Annotated in this window: 11 protein-coding genes; all 11 read right to left on the bottom strand. The window is 31.0% G+C overall.

Features of this window, described 5'->3' with window-relative positions; all coding sequences use genetic code 11:
• Positions 1 to 216 precede the first annotated feature (216 nt).
• On the bottom strand, positions 217 to 1,077 hold the full coding sequence (locus tag EHE19_RS09420) for a Cof-type HAD-IIB family hydrolase (RefSeq protein WP_137696181.1): 861 nt from the start codon (positions 1,075 to 1,077) through the stop codon (positions 217 to 219).
• Between the two features lie 239 nt (positions 1,078 to 1,316).
• The gene (locus EHE19_RS09415; RefSeq protein WP_137696182.1) at positions 1,317 to 1,475 is read right to left on the bottom strand and encodes a YezD family protein; all 159 of its coding nucleotides are present in this window, start codon (positions 1,473 to 1,475) and stop codon (positions 1,317 to 1,319) included.
• A gap of 652 nt (positions 1,476 to 2,127) precedes the next feature.
• On the bottom strand, positions 2,128 to 3,168 hold the full coding sequence (locus EHE19_RS09410) for an NAD(P)-dependent alcohol dehydrogenase (protein ID WP_137696183.1): 1,041 nt from the start codon (positions 3,166 to 3,168) through the stop codon (positions 2,128 to 2,130).
• A 381-nt stretch (positions 3,169 to 3,549) separates the two neighbouring features.
• On the bottom strand, positions 3,550 to 4,563 hold the full coding sequence (locus EHE19_RS09405) for a sugar ABC transporter substrate-binding protein (protein WP_137696184.1): 1,014 nt from the start codon (positions 4,561 to 4,563) through the stop codon (positions 3,550 to 3,552).
• Positions 4,564 to 4,650: 87 nt separating this feature from the next.
• Positions 4,651 to 5,652 carry an ABC transporter permease gene (locus tag EHE19_RS09400; protein ID WP_137696185.1) on the bottom strand — a complete coding sequence of 334 codons (1,002 nt, stop codon included), beginning with the start codon at positions 5,650 to 5,652 and terminating at the stop codon, positions 4,651 to 4,653.
• Between the two features lies 1 nt (position 5,653).
• Positions 5,654 to 7,165, bottom strand: coding sequence for a sugar ABC transporter ATP-binding protein (locus tag EHE19_RS09395; RefSeq protein WP_137696186.1), 1,512 nt, complete (start codon positions 7,163 to 7,165; stop codon positions 5,654 to 5,656).
• 433 nt (positions 7,166 to 7,598) lie between these two features.
• On the bottom strand, positions 7,599 to 8,726 hold the full coding sequence (locus tag EHE19_RS09390; protein WP_137696187.1) for an ROK family transcriptional regulator: 1,128 nt from the start codon (positions 8,724 to 8,726) through the stop codon (positions 7,599 to 7,601).
• Between the two features lie 786 nt (positions 8,727 to 9,512).
• Positions 9,513 to 10,154, bottom strand: coding sequence for a DedA family protein (locus tag EHE19_RS09385; RefSeq protein WP_137696188.1), 642 nt, complete (start codon positions 10,152 to 10,154; stop codon positions 9,513 to 9,515).
• Positions 10,155 to 10,651: 497 nt separating this feature from the next.
• Positions 10,652 to 11,746 carry a serine hydrolase gene (locus EHE19_RS09380; protein WP_137696189.1) on the bottom strand — a complete coding sequence of 365 codons (1,095 nt, stop codon included), beginning with the start codon at positions 11,744 to 11,746 and terminating at the stop codon, positions 10,652 to 10,654.
• Between the two features lie 162 nt (positions 11,747 to 11,908).
• Entirely contained in the window at positions 11,909 to 12,655 is a 747-nt protein-coding gene (locus EHE19_RS09375) for a GntR family transcriptional regulator (RefSeq protein WP_137696190.1), read from the bottom strand.
• Positions 12,656 to 12,906: 251 nt separating this feature from the next.
• Positions 12,907 to 14,334, bottom strand: a complete 1,428-nt coding sequence (gene purB, locus EHE19_RS09370) for an adenylosuccinate lyase (protein WP_137696191.1) — start codon at positions 14,332 to 14,334, stop codon at positions 12,907 to 12,909.
• Positions 14,335 to 14,520 lie beyond the last annotated feature (186 nt).

Raw genomic sequence — 14,520 nt, 5'->3', positions numbered from 1 at the left:
TTATAAAGCGAATATATTATTTTGCTATCAATCAGCAAATTAACTTACATGCGCTTAATACTGAAAATAATTATTATCAAATCTAATGCTTTGAAAGTTCTTGAGTTCTTGAATATAATTAATTTTTCTTTTATTTAATTTTTTCTTTTATTTATATCTTTCTTTGCAAGGATGACTAAGCAATTCTTTCTAATCAAGCCTCCCGGCGGTTTTTATTCAAGGTGTAAGGATTAGCGGCGGTTGGCAGCTTATAAACCTGTTTATTGCATGTGCAACACCATCTTCTTCATTACTCAAGGTTATATAATCAGCTATTAATTTTACTTTCTCATCTGCATTACCCATCGCCACTCCAATCTCCGCCATTTCCAGCATTTCAATATCATTTTCGCTATCACCACATGCCATTATTTGCGACTTTTGAATTCCCAAGCTATTTGCTAATCTCAAAAGAGCCAGCCCTTTTCCTGCGTTTGCTGCATTAATTTCTAAATCTGTTGGAATAGATGAAGTTATTTTAATATTATGAAACTCAGTAAGTACATTTAGAATCCTATTCTTTATAAAAGTTGATTCTGTCATTATTGATATCCCTGTAATATCATTTTCCCTGCTTGCTATGAAGCTAATAATATCATCTACAGGACTTCGGCTATTCTTGATATAAGATTCTAATGGAGTTCCTCTATATTTTTCACTGATGTTGTAAAAATGCTGCTTCTGAGCATATCCAATACCATCAACAAAAACTTCAAATTCCACTTTCTCATTTATTTTTTGAATTTCGGAAAATACTTCAATTACTGTTTGATTTTTTAAATAAACGCCATCTATGTCCCTTTGAGCCTTTATATCAGTTGTTACTGCACCATTAGAAGTAATTATGTATGAACTGTGAAATAGCTGCAAAATAGCATCTGGAATTCCACTCTTCGGGCGTCCCGTTATTGGTACTACAACTACTCCTTTATTCATTGCCTCCTTGATACTATCTTCATTAACTTTTGATAATAATTTTTCGTTATCTAATAATGTTCCATCCAAATCTAAACCAAGTAGCCGTATTCTATTTGACAAGCATTCTCACCTTTTTCCTTATACGAAGAGTAGTTTGTTTCAGTAACAACTTGAAGCTTAAGTCAATTATGCTAATATTCCATTTGGACTACAAACTTAAATCTGCCATCTAACATCATCGAAAATTTATCCAATAATAATTACTTTTGAAATTTCTTATTTTTCATAAGTATAAAGCTATATAAAAAAAGGTCTTGATATTTGCACAAGGCAAATGTCAAAAACCTCTAGTTGTCTAGTCAGTTTTTAATCCTTATTTTTTCATTTTTTTCTATCTGAACAATTTTACCATCCTGTATATTTACAGTTACAGAACCATACTTAATTTTATTTATATAGTCCAATAAAAGTTTTATATTTTCTTCTTCTAGTCTTCTGTTAATGTCACTATTTTTCAAAAGCCCCACCCCAATTCCATACTTTTATACTAGGATTACTATGAATTCTTTTTATTATTTATACCATATTTAACCATTGGTGTCAATGGTTATTTTCAAAAAATATTTTTACAATTTTTACATTGTTACTATTCAGCCTATGTCAATACTATATACAAAATATTAAACCGCTTAAATAGTACTCCCGTACAATATATATCTATTGCTTGCTCACGAAATTGATGCTGAAATAATTGCAGTGCAGAACAAGCACTTCCGCCGACCGTATTAACAAGGCATCCTTGTCTCGGGTTAATACTCACAGCTACATCATGTAGGTGTGTCGGCTGCAATACTTGTTTCACCTATTATTTCTAGCATCAATTTCTAACCGAGCCTCGCAATTAGATATATATTGCACTCGCGTACTATTTATTGAAATAATTATGGATATACAGAGATGTATTGAAAAGTATATACTAATTAATGTAATTATTTTGGAATTAAGTCATTGATAAATTTGAATACTTATAGACTAGGCTGAATAGTAACCACATTTCAAAGGTATTGTTAGGTATATACAAAAACTCCTTCTTACTGCCATAACAATATGACAAAGAAGGAGTTTACTATTCAAATATTAAATTTAATCTGTTGCTAAAAAATAATTGCTCTAGTCTATTTTTATTACTGCTTTTACCACATCCTGCTTATTGTTTATTACAAAGTCAAAAGCTTTCGCACTTTCCTCAAAATCAAACTCGTGAGTAACTATTCCTTTTATATCAATAATACCTTGTGCTAATGCTTTAATTGCAATTGGATATATATTTCTATAACGGAATACAGATTTTATCTGGGCTTCCTTTGCCATAATTTTAGCAAAGTTGAACTCAATGATATCTTGTGGAGCCATACCAACGAGAACAATAGTACCTCCATTTTTTATCAGATATGGAGTCTGAGAAATTGTTCTAGCTGTTCCAGCTGTTTCAATAACAATATCCACTCCAGTTTTATTTGTAAGCTTTTCCACTTCTGCAAAAACATCAGCCTCTGCCGCATTAATAACAGTTGTTGCTCCAAGCTTTCTTGCGTACTCTAGTCTTTTAGGTATTACATCAACAACCGTAATATCAGTAGCGCCAAAGGCTTTGCAAGCCAGAAGAGTTACTAGACCAATAGTACCAGCACCAAGTATTACAACAGAATCTCCCAGCTTAACTCCACCCTGCATTGCAGCATGCATTCCAACTGACAATGGCTCAACTAAAGCGCCTTCTTTTGTAGTTATATTATCAGGAAGTTTAAAGCACATATTTTCAGGAAAGGCAATGTACTTCATCATTGAACCGTGGTATGGCGGAGTTGCTAAAAACTCAACATGGGGACATAAATTATATCTTCCACTTTTACAAAACTCACATTGTCCGCAAGTTATTCCAGGTTCTAAAGCTACTTTGTCTCCAACCTTAAGGCTTTTAACTCCACTTCCCAATTCTACAATAGTTCCAGCACATTCATGTCCAAGTATAAAATCGCCATCAACGACAAAATCACCTATTTTTCCATGTTCGAGATAATGCACATCTGATCCGCATATTCCAACATATTCTAATTTTACAAGTACATCTTTTTCCTTAAGCTTGGGCATTTCAATATCTCTTATTTCCATTTTTCTAAGACCGGTCATATATGCTGCTCTGTTTTTCACTATATATCATCCTCCTTTAGTTAATGTAAATTAGTATCTAATTTATATTTTTTATGTTGAATCAATTAATTATGTTTGTAATCTTAGTAAACTTCTGAATCAAAATAACTTAATTCCTCAGCGAAAATTGTATGGTGTTCATACTTATATAAATAGGAAATTTGTCAGATTTGAAAAAATAGATTTAAAGAGACTTTTTTAGTACAATATTTGTATTAAAATGTATTCCAATCAAATTCTTATCTTAAATGTTAAATTAGAGTAAGATGCATGAATTAGTAGTTCATGCATCTTATTCATTAAAATATTTTTACTGATTAACTTTCCCAGTTGAATTACTGTGTTAGTCTTATCAATGAAAGTTAATTTTATTTTAATCTACTATTTAATAGCTCCTGATTTTTTATGCATTTCTATAAATTCTTGAACATTATCTTTAGTAACTAGTGGATTACCAATATCAGTATCAATTTGCTTTTCTGCACCTGTCAACAGCTTGTTACTTGTATCTAATAGCTTTGTTGCAAGATCATATGCACTCTGCATACAAGTAGAAGTCATTTTACCTTCCTGTATCAAAAGACAAGCTTCTGCAGTACCATCTACACCATAAACTAGTAAATCTTTGTATTTTGGATTGTCTTTAACTACTTCGATAGCACCTGCAGCCATATTATCATTCATTGAAATAACTGCATCTATTTTGTCATTTGCTTGTACCCAGTCTTCCATATATTTCATAGCTTCATCTTTGTTCCAGTTTGCAATTTGTTCACCAACTATTTTTACATCCTTACGTTTGTCAAAGAATTCTGCTTGCCAGCTCTTACGTCTTTCATCAGCATGGAAGTTACCAGAAGGACCATCAAGTACTACTACATTTGCGTTTTGAGGAATTTGATTTATCGCAGCACGCGCATTTACTGCTGCTTGTTCATATGGATTAGCATCTACGGAAGATGCACCTTCAATATCTGAAATTCTTGCGTTTGTAGTGATAGCAAATATACCTGCTTTAACTACCTTTTCAACATATGGCCTTTGAGCTTCGCCATTGTTAGGTTGTATGATAACCAAATCATATTTGTTAGTAATAGCATTTTCAATCATTGAATTTTCTTTTTCATCATTTGCTTCACCATCAAATACGTCCAACTTAATATTTGGATATTTAGTTGATTCTTCCTTTACAGCATTTGCAAGCCATGCTGCAAATGAATCTGATTGCGCACGAGCAATATATGCTACCTTATATTGTTTTTCTCCAGCACTAGTAGATCCAGCTGCTGATGTGTTATTAGCTGTGTCATTATTGTCTTTTCCAGTAGTACCACATGCTGCTAATAAAGCCGCTGCTAATAGCATTGAAATAAAACCTAAACGTCTCTTCTTCATAATTTACCATCCTTTTCTTTTAATATTATAAACAGGTATACCTGTTTAATACTGTTTTAATTCTACAAATAACGGATTTTAAAACTCTTATGCCTTTTCAGATTTATTTTCTTTATCCTCAATTCTACCCAAGGCACTCTTTGTTCTGCGATTCTTTGATTGAATATCATAAATAACTGCTAATGCAATTATTGCGCCTCTAACTATCTGCTGCATATATGAATCTACGTTTGTCAAATTCATTATGTTATCTAAGAAACCAACTATAAAAGCACCCGCTAATGTACCTGCCGCAGAACCAATACCGCCAGAGAAGCTTGTACCACCAATAATAGCTGCTGTCAGTGCAGTCATTTCAAAACCAACGGCGCCATTAGGAAGACCTGCGTTTACACGTGACATAAATAATACACCAGCAATTCCTACAAATATTCCATTTATAATAAATGCTTTATATTTAACTCTTGAAACATTTATTCCTGAAGCAACAGAAGCTTCTTCATTGCCACCAACAGCATATAGCGATCTTCCAAATCTAGTATGGCGTAAAATATACCAAGTTAATATTGCAATTACTATTAGAAAAATTATTGGAATAGGAATTACTCCTAATGATCCTTGACCAAATACTATAAAATCTCCTAGTTGAAGTATATTTTGGCCTTTTGTAAAAAGAAGTGCTACTCCCCTTGCCATTGTCAGCATTGCTAAGGTAGCAATAAATGGAGGAGTTTTTAAAGAACTTACCATAATAGCATTAATAAAGTTACATACAACACCAGTTATAATTCCTACAAGCATTGAAAGAATCAGTGAGCCTGTAGCTTTATATGTTGAAACGGCAAATACACCCGAAAGTGCAAGCACAGAACCTTGTGAAAGGTCAAGCATACCGCTTATAATAAGCATTGTTTGTCCAAATGCCAAAATTGTTGTTACTGCTAATTGTCTTGAAATATTTGTTAAGTTGTTTGCTGTCAGAAAGTTAGGATTAGCAAAAGAGCAAATAACAAATAGAACAAAGAGAATCATAAATATACTATATTTTTTTGTTACTGTACTCAAAACATTATTTTTTTGTAAACTCATTTTAATTCACCTCATTAGATATTAGTGTTCCGGTAGCATATTTCATTATAAGTTCCTGAGAAAAGTCTTTTCTTTCAATTTCACCGGTTATGGTTCCCTTTGACATTACATAAATTCTATCGCACATGCCTATTAGTTCAGGCAACTCAGAAGATACCATTATTACCGCCTTACCCTCTTTAACTAAATTTGTCATAAGCTTATATATTTCAAATTTAGCCCCTACATCAATACCTCTGGTTGGTTCATCAAGAATTAAAATATCAGGATTTCTTATCATCCATTTTGCCAATACCACTTTTTGTTGATTACCTCCGCTTAAGGATTGTATTGTAGTTTCAAGGGTAGGAGTTTTAACCTTCATTTTTGTAAACATATCAGTAACTATATTGTGCTCAACCTTTTTATGATACATCATTTTATAAAATACCTTCTGCAAAAATGTCAGAGTAGTATTTTCCCTAACAGATCTTACTGGTATAATTCCATATCTTCTTCTATCCTCAGAAAGCATTACCAGTCCATTATTTATTGACCCTCGTACATTTTTAATGGAAACTTCTTTACCTTTAATTTTCACAGAGCCGGAGGTTATAGGATCAAGTCCAAATAAAGATCTCATTACTTCTGTTCTTCCAGCTCCCATTAGTCCTGCAAAGCCGACTATTTCTCCTTTTTTTACATGAAAGTTTACATTATTAAAAACACCTTTACTATTTAGCTTTTTAACCTCAAGTAAATTCTCTCCCTGTTTCACCTCTTCTTTTGGATAGGTGTTTGTGAGTTTACGACCAACCATTAAAGCAATCACTGTTTCAATATCTAATTCTTCTTTAGGATGGCTTTCTACAACTGTTCCATCTCTAAACACTGTTATTTCATCAGCTATTTGAAATATTTCATCCAATTTGTGTGAAATATAAATTATGCTTACGCCTCTAGCCTTCAGTTCTCTAATCTTGACAAACAGCTTTTCTACTTCTTTTAGAGTTATTGCTGAAGTAGGCTCATCCATAATGATAATATCTGATTTATAAGAAATTGCCTTTATTATTTCTAACATTTGAATATCAGATACAGTTAAATCCTTTAATAAGGTAGTTGGTGAATAGGGTAAATTCTCTAATCTTAATAGTTCAGTAGCTCGTTTTCTTACTAGTTTCCAGTCAACGCTCCCAAACTTGTTTACCGGCAGATTCCCAAGAAATATATTTTCCTCTACTGTCATTTCAGGAACATAATTCATTTCTTGAAATATCATTGAAATGCCAAGACTTCTAGCTTGAATGGGATTGCTAATCTTCACAGGCTTTTCATCAATGAATATCTGACCACTATCTGGTTGATAAATGCCATTTATGATTTTCATTAATGTTGATTTTCCTGCGCCATTTTCTCCGCATAATACATGAACAGAGCCTTTTTTTACAGTAAAATCAATCTTATCAAGAGCCTTTACTCCTGGAAAGGATTTTTCAATTTTTGAAACTCTGAGTTTAATATTATTTTCCATATCCTTCTCCTGTAATAAATCTTGAATAATGCAAGTTATTTAAAACATTTTCTTTAAGACTTTTATAAATCATTTTTAATAAGTATTATTATATCTTCAACATAGTAAAAGTCAATATATTTTTAATATATTTTTCAACTTTTTTTGACATTTTGCACAATGATACGCAAAATCAAGTTTTTACTAAACAGTTTATTACCAAAAACATATATTACTAATAATAATGTCCATGTATAAAAATCCAAAATTTATAATATCTTAGGCTATTTAGATATTATTACAATCTTGAATAATTAAATTGCATACAAAGCCATTAATACTTAAGATAAATAAAAAATAAAAAAGACTAAATGCTTTTTCTTAACATTTAGTCTATCCAATATACATTTATTGTATTTAAAAATATTATTAGTATTATTTGGTATCCTTTGTATTATATATTTTTAATAAAATCTTCCACCAGTATTAATGCTGCTCCAACTGCTGTAGTTTCAAGCTTATATTTACAAACCCTCAAATAACTACCATCAACCTCAAAGGTATTGTATTTAGAAGCTAATTCCCTTATTTCACCAATATAATCATCCATATAAGCACCAGCATATCCTCCTAAGATAACATTGCAATCAAACAACATTCTCAAATTATTAACAGCAATAACAAGATGTGAAACATATTCCTCCCAAATAAGCTTCTGCTCTTTGTTTCCTATAGAAAGGAGTCTGAAAAACTCAGCGATATTCCCATTTGTACTATCAGACAAGAGTTTTGCTGAACAATATGCATCAACACAACCCTTTTTGCCGCAATAACAAGCTCTGCCGTTTGGTACAATTGTCATATGACCAAACTCACCACTTCTATTATTATATCCCTCATAAATATTTTTCTTTATGATGATTGAACCTCCAACAGAATTATTTAATGATAAATAAACTACATTTTCAAAGGTTTCATCACCCCACATTTCTGCAAAACCTGCTGCATTAGCGTCATTGCTAAATACACATGGATAAGGTATATACTCAGAAAAAGCACTAACCTTCCCGCCTTTAAAATCAATAACTGTTGCATAGCTTACAGTCTCTCTGTCTGGTGCTATAATAGCAGGCAATGCAATACCAACACCTAAAATATCTTTTGTATTTATATTATAATCTTCGATAAATGCTTGAACATAATTGCCAACACCTTTAAAATACTCTTTTGAGTTTATAAATGGAAACTGGCGTCTTTCGTTTTTTATGACTTTTCCACTTAAGTCAATTAACACAGCACCAATATGATTTCTTGTTACATCAAGCCCAATTGCATAACGGGCAGTACTATTGTAAGAAATAGCTTTAGCCTTTCTCCCGCCAGTAGATTCAAAAAGCCCAGTTTTTATAACTAACCCTCGTTCATATAATTCTTTAATATTTTGAGTAACCGTGGGTAAGCTCATATTTAACGTATACGCAATTTCTTGAATAGATATGGGCTCATGCCTATACAAAAATTTATATATAGTTTGTCTGTTTATTTTTTTAATTTCAATACTATTTACTCCATTATTGTTCATACGCCTTTTTCACCTAGTTTTATAAATGGCTTTTATTAATGTATCCATATTATTATATTTTTAGATAATTTTCAATATTAAATAATTAATTTTTTAACAAAGTAAAGATATTAATTCCATAATAGCTAGCTTTATAAATGAAAAGGCCCATACAGATAGTAGTCACATTTGTTGTCTGTATGGGTTTGTTTTTATTTACTAAAAATAATTTCTCTTTAAACCATCTAATAAAAATCCTTCCTTACGAATTATTTTATTAGATGGTTCATAGTAAAAACTGTTAAGTATGAAAATTTTTTCTTTGCCTATTGAAGCTAATTTAGAGGGTTTTCATTAGATTTGTTCTAATGAAAAAAGAGTATGCCTATTAAGTAGGTATAAGTAGGTTTCTAGGCTAGTAATTTATTTATCACTATTTAAATAAACCAATACCGACTAAAAATGGAATTCAAAATATTAAAAGAGCGTAATATCCACTATCTGGAGTTACGCTCTTTTAATTTCAATTAGTTATACTTATATTACTAGTGTAATACTTAATTATTATTTTAGAATCAATGTTATATATGCTTTTCATAATTATATATGATACACTCAATTAATGATTTAAACATATGTTATATGAAATGGTGTTATATGAAATGTACGATAATCATACCATGTAATTGCCTTCTCTTCAATCAATTGACCTATAGCTATGAAAAGTAAAAAATTTTAGTATTGATAAATAATTTTAAAATAAAAGAAAATAAGGTAAATATCATCTTCTAAGTATACCGATAATACTTATTTACAATTTTCAGCCTTAACTTTTTTAGATTTTTTACATTTGTAAATTATAAAAATTAATATTGCAAAAACTACAACTACAATTACTGCAACTAAATTAAATATTGAAAAAAATTTCTTTACTTGTTCCACATTATGACCTATAAATCTTCCAAGTAAAAGATAAATGAACTGCTGTAAGAAAATCGAAAAAATAATATATGGGAAATATATTCTTCTTTTTACTTTGAAAACACCAGAGAATAATACCATAATTGAACTAGTTCCAGGAATGAATTTACTTATTATTAATCCATATTTCCCATACTTATGAAAAACCTTTTCAGATCTTTTAATGTGCTTATCACTAATATATTTAAGAACAATTTGATACTTTAAAACTTCACTTCCCTTTTTATATCCAAACAAATAGACAATAAAGGAACCCAAAATACTTCCAAGTACTGAAACAATACATACAGAATAAAAACTATAATTACTTCCAACAGTTGTTAAATAACCTTCCAGTACAATAATAACATCAGATGGAAACGGAGGAAAAATCAATTGAAGTACGCCAGTTATAAAAATAAATATATATGTGAAAACAGGATTCCCGTTAATTATAGTTTGAGTAAAGTAAAGTAAAAAGCCATCCATTAAAAATTGTTGCCTCCTTAGAATTTAGCCAATAAATTATAACGCCTAGATTTTCAAAAATTCAATTAGATTAAGCGGCATTTAACAAGGCTATATATATCTACTGTAAAAACAAAACCGTACCCCAACGCTTATACAAAATAGGGATTTTTTTGTTATACTAATTATACCCAAAACTAATCATTTTGTCTGTTTATTTAGTATCTATTCGCTTCATAAATAAAAATTCTATTGAATCAAAATATGAATCAAAACATCATCATACTAAGTAAAACAAGTTACTCAACTTTAAAATAAATAAATAAAGCTACTACTAAGCTTATCAATGGCTTATTGACAAAAAATACTTATCAAAAATTTTACTTTTCATTTGAAAAGCAAACGTAAAATTTTTCAACTGGAATAGTTGAGTAACTTATCTTAGTTTTATTTTAGTATAATTTGATAAGGTCTCCCTACCTATAATTTTAACTTAATAACTTCAACTAAAAATGAAACTAATTAGCATATTCTTCCTCAAAATCATAAATTAATTTTGACAAATCTGCAATAGCCTTTGTAGCTGCGTCTACGTTTACATTATCACTCATTATTGACAGCACATAGGGATGAGTTGCAAAAACAATTCCAACATCATTTCTAGTGGATACCTGATTGCCTATCTTATGGGCTACTTTCACATCCTTTGGCAGCTTTGCGTCTATTCTGTCACTCCAATCGGTAGTTTCCATGTAGTTAATTAATTCACCATATACTTCTTCATTATTTAAATATAGTTTGTATAAATCCTGAGCAATCTGAGCCATATCATAAGGGCAGGAACGATGAGTTTTTCCATAATGAACCTGGCCTCCAACTTCATCAATATAATTTCGAACATTTTCTATACCCAAAAGTCTAATAAGCATGTTTACTCCACAATTGTCAGATTTCTGAATTGAAAGCCTTGAGGTTTCTCTAACTGTGTATTCTGTTCCATATGGAGAATTAATTATAATCCCAGTACCATACTCTAAATCCTCTTTTTTGTAAACTAACTTGTCTTCCATTTTTATTTTGCCTGCTTCAATATTTTTATACAATAGTACGTTTATTGGCAGCTTTGACGTACTAGCTGCAATATATTCTATTTTATCATTAACATTTACCATTTCTCCAGTTGCAAGGTCGATGAAGGTTACTCCATATTTGCCAGGTAGCTTAGAAGTAAAATCGGTAATAAGCTTTTCTAGTTCATCCATTTTCCCGCTCTTTGGTACTGTTCCAACCTTTGGTAAAACACCATGATCCTTTGTTGTCACTGTATTGGAATCGACATTAATTTGAGTTATGTCAGTTGTATTGCTTGCTGTTTGAGCTGTGTCTGTTGACACTGCATCTGTAGTTTGTGGAGAGTTGTCACTTGTTGATGTTTCTACTGCGGATGTTGTATTTGATTGCTCAGATCTTTGTTTTAAGTTATCAAAATTATTTTTATTTAAGTATAAATATGCTCCCAAAAATGCAGCAATTATACAAGAAATAGCTAGTGTAGCAACAAGAACTCTTCTCCTTTTATGTTTTTTGTCTTTTCTTAAATAATATGAACTCATAAAAATATAGCCTCCAAAATATAAATATATATACTATTTATTAATGTATAGTGCGAATTATATAAAAACCTTGCTATGAAGTTATAGTACTAGTTTACTGGTATTTCCGTATAAACCAACCTAAATGTGTTACTTCCAAAATATTAGTTAAATTAGTATTGATTATACTGGCTTGCTTCCTTCAAATAGAATTCTGCAATTGTCTGCTCTATACTTTGAACAAACATATTCTACGCATTGTCCGCTTTTTGAATACAAAGTATTTTGAACCCTTATCAAAGGTTGTCCAGGCTGAACCCTAAGTATTGGAGAATCATTATTATCAGCAAAAATCACATCCAATATACTTTTGCTCTTGTCAGGAATTAATGGATATTTCCCTCTTAATATGTCAAGTGATGATTTCCCATCCTTCAGTTGAACAACAATATCAGGAAACAAATTAACAGGTATGTAAGATTTATTGAAGGAATACACAGAATTAGGCTGGTTATCAATATATGATAAATAACTAATTTGTGCTACCGGCATACTGGTATTGTAATTGAATATATTGTTTAATATCTCAACAGAAGAACTCTCAATAACATTAATATCAATAATGTTTTTCTCAGCTGGAGATTTGCAATCCAGAATAGAATCAGTAAAACCATTAAAGTTTTTAATATCAATTATCTTCTTCTTACCAGAAACAAAGGTTCCTTTACCCTTCTCCTTATATAGGTAACCACTGCTTGTCAATTCGCTTATTGCTTGCCTGACAGTTGGTCTGCTAATATCATAAATTTCACATAAATCCTGCTCAGATGGTATCTGAGTATTTGGAGGGTATTCATTACTCTCTATTTTTTCTAGAATTAAGTCTTTTAATTGCAAATATAATGGGATATTGCTAAATTTATTTATCATCTGCACACCTCTCAAATAAACCAAAAGATAGGATGATGTAATGACATCCTATCTTTAACATATCTTTAATTATATAAGACATTATGCAGTTTATCAACCGATAAATTTTTATCAACTGATAAATTATTATCAATAGATAAGCTTCTATCTATTCAGAAGACAATCCAATAGTTTTCTGCTATTGAGAAATTGTCAAATATGTATTGCAGGTCTTCTATTATAAAGTTGGAATTAAGATAATCCCAGAAAGTCTAAACTTTTAAGTCCACTACAATATCAGTTACATCAGCAGTAGCAAGTACTTTTTTTACTTCATTCTCAATAAACTCCTCTACCTGTTCTGCACATCTTCCTATATAGTGCTTTGGTTCAAGTACGGAATTGAGTTCCTCAAGAGACATTCCAAACATTGGGTCATTTGCAATTCTTTCTATCAAATCATTTTTTTCTCCATCAACTTTTACTCTCTTGCCTGCTTCCATAGAATGAGTTCTAATCTGCTCATGAAGTTCCTGTCTGTCCCCGCCACGTTTTACTGCTTCCATCATTATATTTTCAGTTGCCATAAATGGCAGTTCTTCCATCACATGCTTTGCAATTACTTTTGGATAAACAACAAAGCCGCTTGCAACATTAATATATATATTTAATATTGCATCTGTAGCCAAAAAGGCCTCTGGTATAGAGATTCTCTTATTAGCTGAGTCATCAAGTGTTCTTTCAAACCACTGTGTTGAAGCTGTAATAGCAGGATTTATTGCATCTATAATAACGTATCTTGCTAGAGAACAAATTCTTTCACATCTCATTGGGTTTCGTTTATAAGCCATTGCAGATGAACCAATTTGCTTCTCTTCAAATGGCTCCTCCATCTCTTTCATGCTTTGAAGGAGTCTCATGTCATTTCCAAACTTATATGCACTCTGAGCAATAGCACTTAACACACCTAAAACTCTGCTATCTAGTTTTCTAGGATATGTTTGTCCAGATACTGCAAATACTTTTTTGAAGCCCATCTTTTCAGCAATCAATGCTTCAAGCTTTTTAACCTTTTCATGATCACCATCAAATAAATTAAGAAAACTAGCTTGAGTTCCTGTTGTACCCTTTGAACCTAAAAGCTTCATATTATCAAGAGTATGATCTAAGTCCTCTAAGTCCATTAGTAGTTCTTGAATCCATAAACAAGCTCTTTTTCCTACTGTAACTAATTGTGCTGGCTGGTAATGAGTATAACCTAAAGTTGGCATAGCTTTATACTCTAATGCAAAATCAGAAAGCTTTTTTATAAGAATAAGCAACTTATTTCTGAGAAGCTTTAATCCCTCAGTCATGATTATTACATCTGTGTTATCACCAACATAGCAGGATGTAGCACCAAGGTGAATAATACCCTTCGCATCTGGACAAAGTTCCCCATATGCATGAACATGTGACATTACATCATGTCTGAACTGTTTTTCATATTTTTCAGCAACTTCATAATTAATATTATTAACATTGCTTTTTAGTTGATTAATCTGTTCATCAGTAATATTTAAGCCTAACTCTTTTTCAGCTTCAGCCAAAGCAATCCAAAGCTTTCTCCATGTTGTAAACTTCATATTAGGTGAAAAAATATACTGCATTTCATCACTTGCATATCTAGCGTTTAAAGGACTTTCATAAACGTTTTTCATTTAAAAATTTTCCTCCATTTAATACTATATTGTTACAAAGCTTTAATCATATAGTCAATTATTCTAACATTAAATTACAGCAAATATATCATCAATCTTTAATTAAAGCCAGCAGTTTCTCTGCAACATCAAATATTATACAACAAAATCCGAATATTTGCATTATAAATATAAAAAATGTTCGAA

This window comes from Ruminiclostridium herbifermentans, assembly GCF_005473905.2.
Classification (GTDB): Bacteria; Bacillota; Clostridia; order Acetivibrionales; family DSM-1351; genus Ruminiclostridium; species Ruminiclostridium herbifermentans.
The sequence above is the reverse complement of the archived record's forward strand: the minus strand, read 5'-3'. Positions and strand labels throughout refer to the sequence as shown.